Below are 15,325 nucleotides of genomic sequence, written 5' to 3' on the forward strand. Positions count from 1 at the left end.
ATGCCCCCGGCCGCGGCGGCGGGCCCGCAGTTCGGCGGCCAGCCGCGAAGGGTCCCGCGCAAACAGGAAGCCGAAGGACACCGCGCCCTTGCGCGTGCCCACCGCATGGTGCAGCCGGTGGGCCTGCACGAGGCGGGCGAGGTAGCCGCCGCGCCGCGGCGACCAGCGCAGCGGCCAGCGCCGGTGCACCAGGCCGTCGTGCACCAGGCCGTACAGCAGGCCATACAGCGTCATGCCCGCGGCCACCCAGTACAGCGGCCACCAGGGCCCCTGCCCCACGACGAACAGCACCACCGCGATGGCGGCGAACACCACCGCATAGGCATCGTTGCGCTCGATGCGCGCCGGTCCGGGCTCATGATGCGAGCGGTGCCAGCCCCAGCCGGGGCCGTGCATCCACAGCCGGTGAACCAGGGCCGCCACGCCTTCCATCGCGATGGCGCTGGCCAGCACGATCAAGGCGCGCAGCACGAGGCCTCCCGCATCCGGCATCACGGCATCCGTTCCTGCGGGCCGAGGTGAGCGGCGAACAGCGCATGCGTCAGCTGCATCAAGCCGCCACGCGGCTGCAGCAGTTCGCCGCGGGCAGCCTGCACATGCTTGCGCAGCAGGGCCTGGGCGCCGCCGCGGCCCAGCAGGCCGACGTAGGTGTCGCGGCCGGTGTCCTCGTCCTCGTCCACCAGGTCGTCGGCGATCTGGAAGGCCAGGCCCACATGCTGGGCATAGCTGCGCAGCCGGGCGCGCTGCGCGGCACTGGCCTGGCCGGCCAAGGCGCCCAGTTCCACCGCCGCCACGAACAGCGAACCCGTCTTCTGCTCGCCCACCTGCTCCACCAGCCGCAGGTTGGCACGGCCCGGCGCCGGCGCCACGTCGCATTGCTGGCCCGCGGACATGCCCTCGCTGCCGATGGTGCAGGCCAGCACCGCCACCATCGCGCACCGGGCTTCCGCCGACACCTGCGTCAGGCCACCGACCAGCGCGAAGGCTTGCGCGATGAGGCTGACGGCGGTGAGCATGGCGGTCGCCTCGCCGAACACCAGGTGGGTGGCCGGCTGCCCGCGCCGCAGCGGCGCGTCGTCCATGGCGGGCAGGTCGTCCAGCACCAGGGAGGCCGCATGCAGCATCTCGATCGCACAGCCGGCGTCCAGGGCCATGGCGTCGTCGGCTTCCAGCTCGCGGGCGGCCTGCAGCGCCAGCAGCGCACGCACCCGCTTGCCCATGCCCAGCACCGCATGCCGCATGGCAGGCGCCAGCGGATTGGGCTGGCTGCTGGCGTGGGGCACCAGGGGCAGCAGCTCGTCCAGCCGCTGGTTGACGCGGTCCACCAGGGCCGGCCACGGCTGCGCGCCGCCGACGGCGGTGGGGCCAGGCGCCGCGGCCGCAGGGGCGCAGCGCGGCTGGGGAGGCATCAGGTGGGTTTCCGGCATGGCATGTCCGTAGGGCGAGCATCACCGTTGGCAACTCCCGTTCCCGCGCCGCCCGCGGCGCCCGCCAGTCAGCCGCCGGGACCTCGCGGGACGGGCCGCGCAGGCGGCGGCCAGCCGAACAATGGCCGCGCCAGCAGCGCGAACGCCGCCACCAGTGCCCAGGCCGCCGGCCAGCCGCCGAGCGCGACGGCCACCGGGGTGAACAGCGGGGTAAGGAAGTAGGCGCTGAAGGCGAAGGTGTTGCCCAGGCCCAGCGCCGTGCCCACATGCTGCAGGCCGGCACGCACCGCCAGTTCGGTGAAGGCCACGCCATGCCAGCCGGAAGCCACGATGCCGCCCAGTACGATGGTGCCCAGCAGTGCCCACCTGGCCGCCGCGTCGCCGTGCGGCGCCCATGCCGAGAGCACCGCCAGCAGCCCGAAGAGCATGGCCACCGCCAGGCAGCTGCGTTGCAGGAACGCGGGTCGGTTGCCATGCCGGTCGGTCCAGGCGCCGCTGCCTACGCGCAAGGCGCCGGCGCCCACCTGGTAGGCCACCATGGCGGCGCTGGTCCAGGCCACGCTGAAGCCGGCCACGTCGTGCAGGAACACGGCCAGGAAGCTGAGCACCGCGATCTGCGCCACGCACAGCGCGCCGATGGCCAGCACCAGACGCCAGATCGGCCAGCGCGCCAGCGGCGAGGCCGGCAAGGCCCCGGCCGCCGGCCGGGCCACGGCCACGGGCGGCTCGGCGGGCACGCGCAGCCACCGCCAGCAGGCCGCTGCGGCCACCAGGCAGGCGGCGGCCAGCACGGCATACGCCGCGCGGAATCCCGCCTGGGCGGCCACCGCGGGCACGACCAAGGCGCCCAGGGCGCCGCCCGCCGGCAGCGCCGTCTGGCGGATGCTCATGGCCAGGCCGCGTTCGCCATCGGTGAACCAGGTCATCACCGCGCGGCCGCTGGCGCCGTTCACGCTGCCGCCGGCCAGGCCGATCAACGCCATGCCGGTGGCCAGCCAGGCCAGCGCGGGACGGTGGCCTTCCTGTGGCGAGACGAAGAGGGCCAGCCAGGCCAGCACCGCGGCGGTGAGGCCCAGGCCCCACAGCAGCACCCGCCGGTCGCCCAGCCGATCGGCCAGCATGCCCCACGGCAGCTCGCTCAGGGCGATGCCCAGCCCGACGGCAGCCACGGCAATGCCCAGGCCGGAGGTGCTGAGCACATAGGCCTCGCGCAGCAGCACTGCCGCCGCGGGCACGCCCGAGATCGCGGCGGAGAAGGCGGCATTGGCCGCAAAGCCGGCGGCCAGCACCCGCCAGCGATGCGAGGCGCCGGCGGCCGGTGCAGGAACGGCGCCCGCCTGGGCGGGCATGGCGTTGTGGGCGGGTGGAGTCATGCGGTGATTGCAGCCCGATGCACCTGGCGAATCAATCGGCCACGCTGCAGATGACTTCTGCATGCAGCGCAATAGACTGGCCGCATGCGCCGAGCCCTGCCGCCACCGCCCGCACCCACACTGCATCCCAGCGCGCTGGAAGAACTGCAGGCCTTCGTGGCCGTGGCGCAGACGGCCAGCTTCACCGCGGCGGCGGGGCGGCTGGGCAGGAACGGCTCGACCGTCTCGCGCCGCATCAGCGCGCTGGAAAGCCGGCTCGGCGTGCGCCTGATCGAGCGCACCACGCGCCAGGTGGCGCTGACCGAGGCCGGCACCGCCTACCTGGCCCGCGTGACCACGGTGTTCGACGAACTGGCATCCGCCACGGCGGAGCTGTCGGCGCATGGCGGGCTGGCGCAGGGCGTGCTGCGCCTGACCGCGCCGCGCAGCTATGGGCGGCTGTGGGTGGCGCCGCTGCTGGCCGGCTTCATGCAGCGGCATCCGGCGCTGCGGGTGGAAGCCCACTACAGCGACCGTCTGGTCGATCTGGTGGCCGAAGGCTTCGACGTCGCGCTGCGCATCGGCAAGCTGGCGGACAGCTCGCTGGTGGCCCGCCGCCTGGCCGCGGTGACACGCACGCTGGTGGCTTCCAAGGCCTACCTGAAGCGCCATGGCCGACCTGCGCATCCGGCGGACCTGGCGCAGCATGCCTGCCTGCAGTTCAGCCACGACATGCACGGCGCGCCCTGGGTGCTGCGCCAGCCGCCGCAGCGCATCAAGGTGGCGGTGCAGCCGCTGCTGGTGGCCGACGATGCCGAGACGCTGCTGGCCGCCGCGGCCGAGGGTGCCGGCATCGCGGCGGTGACCGACTGGCTGCTGGAGCGGCATCCGCTGCGCCGGCAGCTGGTGCCGGTGCTGGACGGCTGGGAGGTGGGCGAGCCCGGTGCCATCCACCTGGTGACGCCGGGCCTGCGCCTGCTGCCGGCCAAGACCCGGGCCTTCGTCGAACTGGCCACGCAAGCCCTGCGGCGCTGACCGTCCGCCAGGGCGTCCCGGTGCAGCCGCATCGGCGCCTAAACTGCCCGCATGAAAAGCAGCCGCGTTCCCGGTGCCGCCGCAAGTCAGGCGCCTGATGCGCAAGGCCCATCCGCCGATGCGGTGGCGCAGCCCTTCGGCCGGCCGTCGGGCGGCTGGCGGCTGAGCCTGTATACCGTCATCTTCGAGGCGGACACCCGCGCCGGACGCCTCTTCGACCTCACGCTGGTGTGGCTCATCCTGGCCAGCGTGGCGGTGGTGATGCTGGACAGCTTCGAACACATCCACCGGCGATGGGGCCCGGCCCTGACGGTGGCCGAATGGGTGTTCACCGTGCTGTTCACGGCGGAGTACGTCGCGCGGCTGGCCTGCGTGCGCAGGCCGCTGCGCTACGCGCGCAGCGCCTTCGGCATCATCGACCTGCTGGCCATGCTGCCCACCTGGCTGGCGCTGTTCGTGCCCGGCCTGCATGCGCTGATCGACGTGCGGCTGCTGCGCCTGCTGCGGCTGTTCCGCATCCTGAAGCTGGCCGAGTACGTGGAGGAGTTTGCCGCGCTGGGCCGGGCCCTGGCCGCCAGCCGCCGCAAGATCCTGGTGTTCATCAGCTTCGTGCTGCTGGTGGTGATGGTGATGGGCACCATCATGTACGTGGTGGAGGGGCCGGCCAACGGATTTCCCAACATCCCGGTGTCGGTGTACTGGGCCATCTCCACGATGACCACCGTCGGCTTCGGCGACATCACGCCCAAGACCGGCCTGGGCCGCTTCATCGCCTCGGTGATGATGCTGGTGGGCTGGGGCACCCTGGCGGTGCCCACCGGCATCGTCAGCGCGGAGTTCACCGCCATGCGCATGACGGGCCGCGGCCGGCCCGCCACCCGCACCTGCCAGGCCTGCCTGGCCGAGGGGCATGCCCCCGACGCCCGCTTCTGCAGCCACTGCGGCGCGCCGCTGCCGCCCCCCGCCGTTCAGTCCGGCTGAGGGCGCATGGCGGGCCGGGCTACCGGTTCAGGGCCTCGCAGTGCTCGATCAACAGCTCGGTGAGCATGCGGATCTTGCGTGCGGGATGCTGGCCGGGCGGGCGCACCACATAGGCACCGGCCGTCGGCGGCGGATGTCGCGGCATCAGCGGCAGCAGTGCCCCGGAGGCCACATGCTCGGCGGTGAGCCAGTCCGGCAGGTAGGCGATGCCCAGGCCGGCCACGGCCGCCACCACCAGTGCCGCGCCGTTGTCGGCCTTGAAGCGCCCGTGCGGCCGCACGGTGATGGTCCGGTCGCCATCCATCAGCTGCCAGGATTCCGTGCCCTGCATCAGGGCCGCATGGTTCAGCAGGTCCGGCGGGCTGTCCGGCGCGCCGTGTGCCTTGACATACGCCGGGCTGGCCACCAGCTTGCCCGTCAGGGTGGCGATGCGCCTGGCGACCAGGTTGGAGTCGGGCAGGTAGCCGACGCGGATGGCGCAGTCGTAGCCCTCGGCGATGAGGTCGACGAAGCGGTCGCTGTAGCAGGCCTGGATGTCCAGCCGCGGATGGCGCCGCGCCATCTCCGCCAGCACCGGCGCGAAGTGCGTGGGGCCGAACGTCAACGGCACCGATACGCGCAGCCGCCCGCGCAGTTCACCGGCGGGAAGCAGCGCGTCGCGGGCCGCGTCCACTTCCGCGCTGGCGCGGGCCGCATGCTCGCGCAGGGTGGCGCCGGCCTCGGTGAGCGACGCGCCGCGGGTGCTGCGGGTCAGCAGCTGCACGCCCAGCTCGGCCTCCAGCCGCAGCAGCCGCCGGCTGACGATGGACTTGGAGACCCCCAGCCGCACGGCGGCGGCAGAAACCCCGCCCGCGTCGGCCACTTCCACGAAGGTCCTCAGGTCGTCCAGGTCCATCCTGCGTTCCTCCTTGCGCGACACAGCTGCACGGATGATGGCACTACCCAGCCGGCACGCAGGCCAGAAGAATCGATCGCGTCGGGCAATGCCGCCCGGCCATCAAGGCAACAAAGGATGCATCCATGACGTTTCGCAATGGCCTCGATTCGCTGCTTCGACCGGAGGACTCGGTGCTCGTGCTGATCGACCACCAGCCCTACCAGCTGGCCAACCTGAACAGCCACGAGCCCCAGATGGTGATCAACAACACCGCGGGACTGGCCAAGGCGGCCCGGGCCTTCGGCGTGCCCACCATCCTCACCAGCGTGATCGCCGAGCGTGGCGGCCTGCTGTTCCCGCAGATCACCAAGGTGTTTCCCGGCCAGGAGGTGATAGACCGGACCCTGATCAACACCTGGCAGGACACGAAGGTGGTGGACGCGGTCAAGGCCACCGGGCGCAGGCAGCTGGTCATCGCCGGCCTGTGGACCGAGGTCTGCGTCGCGATGCCGGCCATCCAGGCCGCGGGCGAAGGCTGGGACGTCACGGTGGTCACCGATGCGTCGGGCGGAGTGTCGGTGGAGGCGCACCAACTGGCCATCCAGCGCATGCTGGCCGCGGGCGTCAACATGATGACCTGGCTGGCCGTGGCGGCCGAATGGCAGCGCGACTGGGCACGCGCCGAACAGGCCATGGCACTGACCGAGGTGATCACCGAGCATGCCGGCGGCAGCGGCATCGCCTACCTGTGGGAGCAGCAGCTGCTCCAAACGCCGGTGCCGGCCAACTGAGGCTCAGGCCTCGCCTTCGGCCACCGGCGACGCTGCCGCCGCCGCCAGCAGCTCCATCAGCCGCCGCGCGGCCGGCGGCACGTAGGCATGGCTGCGGTGCGTGACCACCAGGCGGCGGCGCATGGTGGTCTCCTTCAGCACCACCTCGCGCAGCCGCTGCGGCGAGCCGGCCGCCAGGTGGTGCCGCGAGATGAAGCTCAGCAGCCCGGTCTCGGCGATCATCGCCGGCAGCGTCACCAGCATGCTGCTTTCCACCTGCACCACCGGCCGCGGCAGGCGCTTGCGGTCGAAGGTGTGGTCCAGCCAGTCGCGCGTGGGCGCGCCAGGCGCCTGCAGCACCCAGCGGTAGCGCGTCAGGTCCTTCAGCGTGGGCTTGCCCTGGAAGATCTCGTGGCGGGCATGGGCGGCCACCACGATGCTGTCCTCCGACAGCCGGTGCGACTGCAGCCCGGGCTGGGCCCGGCCCTCGGTGCCCACCACCAGGTCCAGCTCGCCGCGGCCCAGCATGGGCAGCAGCACGTCCACCAGGGCCACCGTGGTGCTCAGCGTCACCTCGGGCGCTTCCTGCAGCAGCTGCCGCACCGCCTGCGGCAGCAGGTACTGCGCCGCGGTGGGCACGATGCCGATGCGGGCATGGCCGGCCACGCCGCGGCCGATCTCCGCGATCTCGCGCCGCGCGTCCTCCACGTCGAAGCGCAGCCGCTGGGCCCAGCGCAGCAGCACCCGGCCGGCGTCGGTCAGCCGGATGCCGCGGCCCGAGCGCTCGAACAGCGGCGCGCCGGCCTGCTGCTCCAGCCGCCGCACGGCGCCGGTGAGCGCCGGCTGGGTGCGGTGCAGCCGCTCGGCCGCCTTGCCCACGTGCTGCAGTTCGGCGATGGTCTCGAAGTAGCGCAGGTCGCGAAGGTCCATTGCAAAAGCCGCTCTGATGGTTTGCAAAGAATTATCGATTGGATCGTTGGGAGTCGAACGCCAATACTGTGGCCACAGACCCCATCCCGGGGCGTTCGGAGACAGCATGCAATCCTTCCGCCACACGCTCGCCGGCACCGCCACGGCCCTCGTCACCGCCCTGTGCGCCTTCGGCGTCCAGGCGCAGTCGTTCCCGAGCAAGCCGATCCGCGTGTACGTGCCGTTCCCGCCGGGTGGCGGCACCGACATCATCGCCCGCGAGGTGACGCAGGCCGTGGCCGCGGCCACCAAGTGGACCTTCGTCATCGAGAACAAGCCAGGCGCCGGCGGCAACCTGGGCGTGGATGCGGCGGCCAAGTCGGCCCCTGATGGCTACACCCTGGTGCTGGGGCAGACCAGCAACCTCGCGATCAATCCGTCGCTCTACGCCAAGATGCCCTACAACGCGCAAAAGGACCTGGCGCCGGTGGCGCTGGTGGCCGAGGCGCCGCTGGTGATGGTCACGGGCACCGGCTCGCCGTTCAAGACGGTGGCCGACGCCGTGGCCGCCGGCAAGGCCAAGCCGGGCGGCGTCAACTTCGCCTCGCCGGGCAACGGCACGGTGGCGCACCTGGCGTCGGAGCTGTTCCAGAAGGCGGCCGGCGTGAAGTACCAGCATGTGCCCTACAAGGGCGCGGCGCAGGCCCTCACCGACGTGATCAGCGGCAACGTGGAGCTGTACATGTCGTCGGTGCCCACGCTGCTGGGCCAGATCAAGCAGGGCAAGCTGCGGGCGCTGGCCGTCACGTCGGCCAAGCGGGTGGACGACCTGCCCGAGGTGCCCACGTTGGCCGAGGCCGGCATCCGCGGCGCGGAGTCGGTGACCTGGTTCGGCTTCCTCGCGCCGGCCGGCACCCCGGCCGACGTGATCGCCAAGCTGAACGCCGAGTTCGGCAAGGCCCTCAAGCAGCCGGCCCTGATGAAGAAGCTGGGCGAGGAAGGCGCCGACGTCACCTTCGGCAGCCCCGAGCAGTTCGGCGAACTCATCCGCAACGAGACGGTGCGCTGGAACAAGGTCGTCAAGGACGCCGGCGTGCGCATCGACTGACGGCACCGCCCCCGCCTCCCCACCTTCCCGCCTTTCGACACGGCCGGTACCGCCGGCCCCCCAGGAGATTCCCGTGAGTCAAGCCGCTGCATTGCCCGACGTCATCCGCCAGATCGAGCGCACCCCCGCCGACGTGGTGGCCCGCGCCGCCGAGTACCCCTCTTCCATCCTGGCCGACGTGGCCGGCCGCCGCGGCGCGCTGCACGGCCGCATCCAGGGCCTGTCGCCTTCCATGCGCTTTGCCGGCACCGCCATCACGGTGGAGGTGCGCCCCGGCGACAACCTGATGATCCATGCCGCGATGGCGCTGGCCCAGCCAGGCGACGTGATCCTGGTCGACGGCAAGGGCGACCTGAGCAGCGCGCTGATGGGCGAGATCATGTCGCAGCAGTGCGTGGCCCTGGGCGTGGCGGCGGTGGTGATCGACGGCGCGGTGCGCGACAGCGAGGCCATCCGCGCGCTGGGCTTCCCGATGTTCGCCGCCGGCCTCAATCCCAACGGCCCGACCAAGTACGTGCCCGGCCGGCTCAACCATCCCATCTCCATCGGCGGCGTGACGGTGCATCCGGGCGACCTGGTGGTGGGCGACTGCGACGGCGTGACGGTGATCGAGCGCGACAAGGCCGCCGCCATGTTGCCGCTGGCCGCCGAGAAGGTGGCCGCCGAGACCAAGCGCATCGCCGGCATCCGCAACCGCGAGGCGCTGCGCCCGGCCTGGCTGGACGGCGCGCTGCGCGCGGCCGGCGTCATCCGCGAAGGAGAGGTGCTGTGAAGCGGGCGGTCTTCCTCGTCACCGGCGCGGACCTGGCGCCCGAGGCGCTGGCGCTGCTGCGCGACCACGAAGTTGTCTATGCAGGCAAGACGCCGACCGAAGACGACATCATCGGCCTGTGCCGCACGCACGACCCGGTGGCCATCATCGTGCGCTATGGCAAGGTGGGCGCGGCCGCGATGGAGGCGGCCCCCTCGCTGAAGGTCATCAGCAAGCACGGCAGCGGCACCGACACCATCGACAAGGCGGCCGCCGCCCAGCGCGGCGTGCAGGTGGTGGCCGCGGCCGGCGCCAATGCGGCGGCGGTGGCCGAGCAGGCGCTGGCGCTGCTGCTGGCCTGCGCCAAGTCAGTGGTGCCGCTGGACCGGCGCATGCACGCCGGCCACTGGGACAAGGCCACGCACAAGAGCGTCGAGCTGGAAGGCCGCACCATCGGCGTGGTGGGCCTGGGCGCCATCGGCCTGCGCTTCGCCCGCATGGCCGATGCGCTGGGCATGCGGGTGCTGGGCTTCGACCCCTATGCGAAGCAGCTGCCGGCCTATGTGCAGCCGGTGACGCTGGAGACGATCTGGCGCGACAGCGATGCCATCTCGCTGCACTGCCCGCTCACGCCCGACAGCGCGCGGCTGGTGAATGCCGACACGCTGGCGCAGTGCAAGCGCGGCGTGATCCTGGTGAACACCGCACGCGGCGGCCTGGTGGACGAAGCCGCGCTGCTGCAGGCGCTGCAGTCGGGCCAGGTGCACAGCGCGGGGCTGGACAGCTTCGCGGTGGAGCCGATGACCGCCGGCCACCCGTTCCAGGGCGAGCCGCGCATCGTGCTCAGCCCGCACATCGGCGGCGTCACCGCCGATGCCTACGTGAAGATGGGCGTGGCCGCGGCGCGCAATGCGCTGGAAGTGCTGCACGCCTGAACATGCAGGCGGCAGCGGCCGTCAGGCCGAGCTGGCGCGGCGGTCCGGCACCGGCAGGCCCAGCAGGTCGGCGGCCAGGGCCTCGGCCACCTCGATGCCGTCGACACCGGCGGACATGATGCCGCCGGCATAACCCGCACCCTCGCCGGCTGGATACAGGCCGGCGACGTTCAGGCTCTGCAGCTGGCGGCCGCGCGTGATGCGCAGCGGCGACGAGGTGCGCGTCTCCACGCCGGTGAGCACCGCGTCGGGCATCGCAAAGCCGCGGATCTGCCGCTCGAAGGCCGGCAAGGCCTCGCGGATGGCGGCCAGCGCTTCGTCGGGCAGGCTGCCGCGGCCGGGCTCCGCCAGGTCGGTGAAGTGCACGCCCGGCCTGTACGAAGGCAGCACGTCGCCCACCGCGGTGGAGCGCTGGCCCTTGATGAAGTCCCCCCACCAGCTGGCCCGGCGCCTGGTAGCCGCCGCCGCCCAGCTCGTAGGCGCGGCTTTCCCACTGGCGCTGGAAGGCGATGCCGTCCAGCGGATTCACCGGGCCGTCCGCGCGGCCGTCCTGCCGGTAGTCCTGCGGCGTGATGCCGACGACGATGCCGGCATTGGCATTGCGCTCGTTGCGGCTGTACTGGCTCATGCCGTTGGTGACGACGCGGCCTTCCTCCGAGGTGGCGGCCACCACGGTGCCGCCGGGGCACATGCAGAAGCTGTACACCGAGCGGCCGTTGCGCGCATGGTGCACCAGCTTGTAGTCGGCCGCGCCCAGGATCGGGTGGCCGGCGTTGGGTCCGAAGCGGGCGCGGTCGATCACGCCCTGCGGATGCTCGATGCGGAAGCCGATGGAAAACGGCTTGGCCTCCAGGTACACGCCGCGCCGCTGCAGCATCGCGAAGGTGTCGCGGGCGCTGTGGCCCGGCGCCAGCACCACATGCTCGGCATCCAGCTGCTCGCCGGAGGCCAGCACCAGGCCGCGCAGGCGGCCGTCCTCGATGCGCAGGTCGGTCACACGCTGCTGGAAGCGGATCTCGCCGCCCAGCGACTCGATCTCGGCACGCATCTTCTCGATCATGCTCACCAGGCGGAAGGTGCCGATGTGCGGCTTGCTCACGTACAGGATCTCGTCCGGCGCGCCGGCCTTGACGAATTCGGTGAGCACCTTGCGGGTGAGGTGGCGCGGGTCGCTGATCTGGCTCCACAGCTTGCCGTCGCTGAAGGTGCCGGCACCGCCCTCGCCGAACTGCACGTTCGATTCGGGATGGAGCACGCCCTGGCGCCACAGGCCCCAGGTGTCCCTGGTGCGCTCGCGTACCGGGCGGCCGCGCTCCAGCACGATGGGCCGCAGGCCCATCTGCGCCAGCACCAGCGCGGCGAACAGGCCGCACGGGCCGAAGCCCACCACCACCGGCCGCGGCCGGCCGCTGGCATGGAAATCGGCCGGCGCATGGCCGATGAAGCGGTAGCGGGTGTCCGGGCTGGGCCGCACATGCGCATCGCCCTGGAAGCGCCGCAGCACGGCGGCTTCGTCCACGCCGGGCGCCAGCTCGCAGTCCAGGGTATAGATCAGCACCACCGCCGACTTCTTGCGCGCATCGAAGCCGCGGCGGAAGACGGTGAAGTCCTTCAGCTCGGCATCCGCCAGGCCCAGGCGGGCACAGACGGCCGGCCGCAGGGCATCGGCGGCATGGTCCAGTGGCAGGCGGAGTTCGGTGATGCGCAACATCGTCGGAGCGGGGCAGGCGCCGGGGGCGGCGCCTTCAGCACGGGAAGGCGGTCAGCCGCCCTTCTTGGGGCGCTTGCCCGGGTTCTTCTTGCTGCGGGTGTGCGAGCCGCGCTCCAGGCTCACGCGCTGGCCGCCACCGCCACGGTTGACGTTGGTGCCCGGCGTGCCCGGCACGCGCGGGGTGGCCTTGCGGTCGGCTTCGGTTCTGATCTTGGTGGCCATCGTTTGCTCCTGGCAATGAATCGTCGAACCCATGATTAGGCCACAAGGCCGCGGGCCGGCCCGCCGGCGGCTGCTGCGCCAGGCGCGGGCGCGGGCGGGCCCGCACCGCCCTGCACCGCGCCAGCCTGGTGCGCCCGCTCCCCGCGTTGGCGCATGCCGGGCCCCAGATGCCGGGCACGAACGTTGCGTCCGGATGCCGCGCCTGGCCACGGTAGCGTTGCCGCCGCCAGGCAGCTCCCTCCGCTGATGAAGGCGGAATACCGGACCCCGTTGCGGCCCCTGCGGCCGGCAGCGCCGGTGGTTCCTACTCCAATCAACCCGTGCGACGGGTCGGCCGAGGCGCAGCACACCTGCACCGTCACGCCGCGGCCGCCCGCGCACCGTGCAGGATCAAGCATGAAGATCGTTCTCGTCGGCCACGGCATGGTGGGCCACAAGTTCCTGGAAAGCCTGGCCGAATCCGGCCTGACCGACCTCGAGGTCACCGTCCTGTGCGAGGAACCCCGCGCCGCCTACGACCGGGTGCACCTGTCGGAGTTCTTCAGCGGCAAGACGGCCGAGCAGCTGTCGCTGGTGGAGCCCGGCTTCTTCGAGCGCACCGGCTTCCGGCTGACGCTCGGTGCCCGCGCCGAGAAGGTGGACCGCCGTGCCCGCACCGTGACCACCGCCGACGGCAGCGTGCTGCCCTACGACAAGCTGGTGCTGGCCACCGGCTCCAGCCCCTTCGTGCCGCCGGTGCCGGGCCGCGACCGGCCGCACTGCTTCGTCTACCGCACCATCGAGGACCTGGAGGCGATGAAGGCCTCCGGCGCGGCCTCGCGCAGCGGCGTGGTGGTGGGCGGCGGCCTGCTGGGCCTGGAATGCGCCAAGGCGCTGTGCGACCTGGGCCTGCAGACGCATGTCGTGGAGTTCGCGCCGCGGCTGATGGCGGTGCAGGTGGACGAAGGCGGCGCCCGCGTGCTGCGCCACAAGATCGAGGCGCTGGGCGTGCAGGTGCACACCAGCCGCAACACGGTGGAGATCACCGACGGCGCCACCGCGCGCCACCGCATGGTGTATGCCGACGGCAGCTACCTCGAGACCGACATGATCGTGTTCTCCGCCGGCATCCGGCCGCGCGACGAGCTGGCGCGGCAGTGCGTGCTGGCCATCGGCCCGCGCGGCGGCGTGGTGATCGACAGCGCCTGCCGCACCAGCGACCCGCACGTCTATGCCATCGGCGAATGCGCCTCCTGGAACGAGCAGACCTTCGGCCTGGTGGCGCCGGGCTACGAGATGGCCCGCGTGGCCGCCGCGCACATCGCCGGCCGCACCGATGCCGCGTTCGTCGGCGCCGACATGAGCACCAAGCTCAAGCTGATGGGCGTGGACGTGGCCAGCATCGGCGATGCGCATGGCCGCACGGCGCACAGCCGCAGCTGCGTCTACGTGGACGAGCGCCGGCAGGTCTACAAGAAGATCGTCATCAGCGACGACGGCAAGCAGCTGCTGGGCGCGGTGCTGGTGGGCGATGCGGCCGAGTACGGCACGCTGCTGCAGATGGCGCTGAACGGCGTGCCGCTGCCGGCCGAGCCCGAGTTCCTGATCCTGCCTTCCAGCGACGGCCAGCCCAAGGCCGGCATCGGCGTGGCGGCCCTGCCCGACAGCGCGCAGATCTGCTCCTGCAACAACGTGAGCAAGGGCCGCATCTGCGAAGCGGTGGGCGAAGGCGCCACCAGCATCGGCCAGATCAAGGCCTGCACCAAGGCCGGCGCCACCTGCGGCGGCTGCGTGCCGCTGGTCACGCAGGTGATGAAGATGGAGATGGGCCGGCGCGGCATGGCGGTGAGCGACCATGTCTGCGAGCACTTCCCGCACTCGCGCCAGGCGCTGTACCACCTGGTGCGCGTGGGCAACATCCGCAGCTTCGGCGAGCTGCTGCAGCGCCATGGCAGCGGCCTGGGCTGCGACATCTGCAAGCCGGTGGCAGCCAGCATCTTCGCCAGCTGCTGGAACGAGTTCGTGCTGAAGAAGGACCTGGCGCCGCTGCAGGACAGCAACGACTACTTCCTGGGCAACATCCAGAAGGACGGCACCTATTCCGTGGTGCCGCGCATGGCCGGCGGCGAGGTGACGCCCGACGGGCTGATCGCCGTGGGCCAGGTGGCGAAGAAGTACGGCCTCTACACCAAGGTGACGGGCGGCCAGCGGCTGGACCTGTTCGGCGCCCGGCTGGAGCAGCTGCCCGCCATCTGGGAGGAGCTGATCGCCGCCGGCTTCGAATCCGGCCATGCCTATGGCAAGAGCCTGCGCACGGTCAAGAGCTGCGTGGGCAGCACCTGGTGCCGCTACGGCGTGGGCGACAGCGTGGGCCTGGCCGTGATGCTGGAGAACCGCTACAAGGGCCTGCGGGCGCCGCACAAGATCAAGTTCGGCGTCTCCGGCTGCACCCGCGAATGCGCCGAGGCCCAGGGCAAGGACGTAGGCATCATCGCCACCGACAAGGGCTGGAACCTCTACGTGTGCGGCAATGGCGGCATGAAGCCGCGCCATGCCGAGCTGCTGGCCAGCGACCTGGACGAGGCCACGCTGGTGAAGCTGGTCGACCGCTTCCTGATGTTCTATGTGCGCACCGCCGACCGGCTGCAGCGCACCAGCACCTGGCGCGACAACCTGGAAGGCGGCCTGGACAACCTGAAGGACGTGGTGGTGAACGACAGCCTGGGCCTGGCCGCCGAGCTGGAAGCGCAGATGCAGCAGGTGGTGGACACCTATCAGTGCGAGTGGAAGACGGCCGTGACCGACCCCGCCACCCGCAAGCGCTTCGTGGCGGCGGTGAACCAGGCCGCGCCCGCCGAAGCGGCAGCGGATGCAGCCGACGCCGCCGAGGCCGAAGGCTGGACCGCCGTCTGCACGGTGGACGACATCCTGCCCGATGCGGGCGTGCGCGCCGTGGTGCAGCAGCGGCCGGTGGCGGTGTTCCGCATCGGTGCCGACCGGTACCACGCCATCGACGACGTGGACCCCAAGTCGGGCGCCAGCGTGCTGTCGCGCGGGCTGGTGGGCAACCTGGGCGAGCGCATCGTCGTGGCCTCGCCGCTGTACAAGAACCACTTCGACCTGCGCAGCGGCGAATGCATCGAGGCGCCGGAGCATTCGGTGCGCGCCCATGCGGTGCGGGTGGAAGGCGGGCGGGTGCTGGTGGCGCTGAAAGCGCTGGAGACGCTGGCCTGAAGAAGAATGGCGGCTGGCAACCGCCTGAAGTCCT

Annotated in this window: 12 protein-coding genes and 2 pseudogenes; 7 read left to right on the forward strand and 7 right to left on the reverse strand. The window is 71.9% G+C overall.

The genetic code is table 11. From position 1 onward, the window contains the following. Positions 1–75: 75 nt before the first annotated feature. The 3 genes and pseudogenes from LRS14_RS21670 to LRS14_RS21680 all read right to left on the reverse strand — a co-directional run. Positions 76–492 (reverse strand): annotated as a pseudogene (locus tag LRS14_RS21670) (sterol desaturase family protein); the annotation flags it as partial. After that, positions 492–1,427 carry a polyprenyl synthetase family protein gene (locus LRS14_RS21675; protein WP_257801061.1) on the reverse strand — a complete coding sequence of 312 codons (936 nt, stop codon included), beginning with the start codon at positions 1,425–1,427 and terminating at the stop codon, positions 492–494. The pseudogene LRS14_RS21670 and the gene LRS14_RS21675, both read right to left, overlap by 1 nt. A 68-nt stretch (positions 1,428–1,495) precedes the next feature. Continuing rightward, positions 1,496–2,800 (reverse strand): MFS transporter, encoded by a 1,305-nt coding sequence (locus LRS14_RS21680; protein WP_310740865.1) that lies wholly within the window; start codon positions 2,798–2,800, stop codon positions 1,496–1,498. A gap of 84 nt (positions 2,801–2,884) precedes the next feature. Here LRS14_RS21680 and LRS14_RS21685 point away from each other — a divergent pair, with 84 nt between their 5' ends. Both LRS14_RS21685 and LRS14_RS21690 read left to right on the forward strand, forming a co-directional pair. After that, positions 2,885–3,814 (forward strand): LysR family transcriptional regulator, encoded by a 930-nt coding sequence (locus LRS14_RS21685; RefSeq protein WP_257801062.1) that lies wholly within the window; start codon positions 2,885–2,887, stop codon positions 3,812–3,814. Positions 3,815–3,865: 51 nt separating this feature from the next. Further along, positions 3,866–4,795, forward strand: a complete 930-nt coding sequence (locus LRS14_RS21690) for an ion transporter (protein ID WP_257801063.1) — start codon at positions 3,866–3,868, stop codon at positions 4,793–4,795. 19 nt (positions 4,796–4,814) lie between these two features. On the opposite strand, the gene LRS14_RS21695 is transcribed toward LRS14_RS21690, so the two are convergent. Next, positions 4,815–5,690 (reverse strand): LysR family transcriptional regulator, encoded by an 876-nt coding sequence (locus tag LRS14_RS21695; RefSeq protein WP_257801064.1) that lies wholly within the window; start codon positions 5,688–5,690, stop codon positions 4,815–4,817. A 125-nt stretch (positions 5,691–5,815) separates the two neighbouring features. On the opposite strand from LRS14_RS21695, the gene LRS14_RS21700 reads away from it, so the two are divergent. Continuing rightward, entirely contained in the window at positions 5,816–6,463 is a 648-nt protein-coding gene (locus LRS14_RS21700; RefSeq protein ID WP_046112446.1) for a hydrolase, read from the forward strand. A 3-nt stretch (positions 6,464–6,466) separates the two neighbouring features. Here LRS14_RS21700 and LRS14_RS21705 read toward each other — a convergent pair whose 3' ends face one another. Beyond that, entirely contained in the window at positions 6,467–7,372 is a 906-nt protein-coding gene (locus LRS14_RS21705; RefSeq protein ID WP_257801065.1) for a LysR family transcriptional regulator, read from the reverse strand. Between the two features lie 106 nt (positions 7,373–7,478). Between LRS14_RS21705 and LRS14_RS21710 the strand changes: the two genes are divergently transcribed. The 3 genes from LRS14_RS21710 (at position 7,479) to LRS14_RS21720 (ending at position 10,145) form a co-directional block, all read left to right on the forward strand. Continuing rightward, the gene (locus tag LRS14_RS21710; RefSeq protein ID WP_046112448.1) at positions 7,479–8,459 is read left to right on the forward strand and encodes a tripartite tricarboxylate transporter substrate binding protein; all 981 of its coding nucleotides are present in this window, start codon (positions 7,479–7,481) and stop codon (positions 8,457–8,459) included. A gap of 73 nt (positions 8,460–8,532) precedes the next feature. Further along, positions 8,533–9,231 carry an RraA family protein gene (locus LRS14_RS21715; protein ID WP_046112449.1) on the forward strand — a complete coding sequence of 233 codons (699 nt, stop codon included), beginning with the start codon at positions 8,533–8,535 and terminating at the stop codon, positions 9,229–9,231. Beyond that, the gene (locus LRS14_RS21720; protein ID WP_257801066.1) at positions 9,228–10,145 is read left to right on the forward strand and encodes an NAD(P)-dependent oxidoreductase; all 918 of its coding nucleotides are present in this window, start codon (positions 9,228–9,230) and stop codon (positions 10,143–10,145) included. The genes LRS14_RS21715 and LRS14_RS21720 overlap by 4 nt, the downstream gene beginning before the upstream one ends. A 21-nt stretch (positions 10,146–10,166) precedes the next feature. Here the strand turns inward: LRS14_RS21720 and LRS14_RS21725 are convergent. Both LRS14_RS21725 and LRS14_RS21730 read right to left on the reverse strand, forming a co-directional pair. Continuing rightward, positions 10,167–11,856, reverse strand: a pseudogene (locus LRS14_RS21725) (NAD(P)/FAD-dependent oxidoreductase). A 51-nt stretch (positions 11,857–11,907) separates the two neighbouring features. Then, positions 11,908–12,078 (reverse strand): hypothetical protein, encoded by a 171-nt coding sequence (locus tag LRS14_RS21730; protein ID WP_198156899.1) that lies wholly within the window; start codon positions 12,076–12,078, stop codon positions 11,908–11,910. A gap of 396 nt (positions 12,079–12,474) precedes the next feature. Here LRS14_RS21730 and nirB point away from each other — a divergent pair, with 396 nt between their 5' ends. Beyond that, positions 12,475–15,291, forward strand: coding sequence for a nitrite reductase large subunit NirB (gene nirB / locus LRS14_RS21735; RefSeq protein ID WP_257801067.1), 2,817 nt, complete (start codon positions 12,475–12,477; stop codon positions 15,289–15,291). Positions 15,292–15,325: the final 34 nt, after the last annotated feature.

The sequence above is a fragment of the Aquincola sp. J276 genome (assembly GCF_024700035.1).
Classification (GTDB): Bacteria; Pseudomonadota; Gammaproteobacteria; order Burkholderiales; family Burkholderiaceae_C; genus Aquincola; species Aquincola tertiaricarbonis.

Coding starts and splice junctions, on each gene's coding strand:
- LRS14_RS21695 (WP_257801064.1), bottom strand. CDS start 5,690: ATGGACCTGGACGACCTGAGGACCTTCGTGGAAGTGGCCGACGCGGGC.
- LRS14_RS21685 (WP_257801062.1), top strand. CDS start 2,885: ATGCGCCGAGCCCTGCCGCCACCGCCCGCACCCACACTGCATCCCAGC.
- LRS14_RS21730 (WP_198156899.1), bottom strand. CDS start 12,078: ATGGCCACCAAGATCAGAACCGAAGCCGACCGCAAGGCCACCCCGCGC.
- LRS14_RS21690 (WP_257801063.1), top strand. CDS start 3,866: ATGAAAAGCAGCCGCGTTCCCGGTGCCGCCGCAAGTCAGGCGCCTGAT.
- LRS14_RS21710 (WP_046112448.1), top strand. CDS start 7,479: ATGCAATCCTTCCGCCACACGCTCGCCGGCACCGCCACGGCCCTCGTC.
- LRS14_RS21680 (WP_310740865.1), bottom strand. CDS start 2,800: ATGACTCCACCCGCCCACAACGCCATGCCCGCCCAGGCGGGCGCCGTT.
- LRS14_RS21705 (WP_257801065.1), bottom strand. CDS start 7,372: ATGGACCTTCGCGACCTGCGCTACTTCGAGACCATCGCCGAACTGCAG.
- LRS14_RS21700 (WP_046112446.1), top strand. CDS start 5,816: ATGACGTTTCGCAATGGCCTCGATTCGCTGCTTCGACCGGAGGACTCG.
- nirB (WP_257801067.1), top strand. CDS start 12,475: ATGAAGATCGTTCTCGTCGGCCACGGCATGGTGGGCCACAAGTTCCTG.
- LRS14_RS21675 (WP_257801061.1), bottom strand. CDS start 1,427: ATGCCGGAAACCCACCTGATGCCTCCCCAGCCGCGCTGCGCCCCTGCG.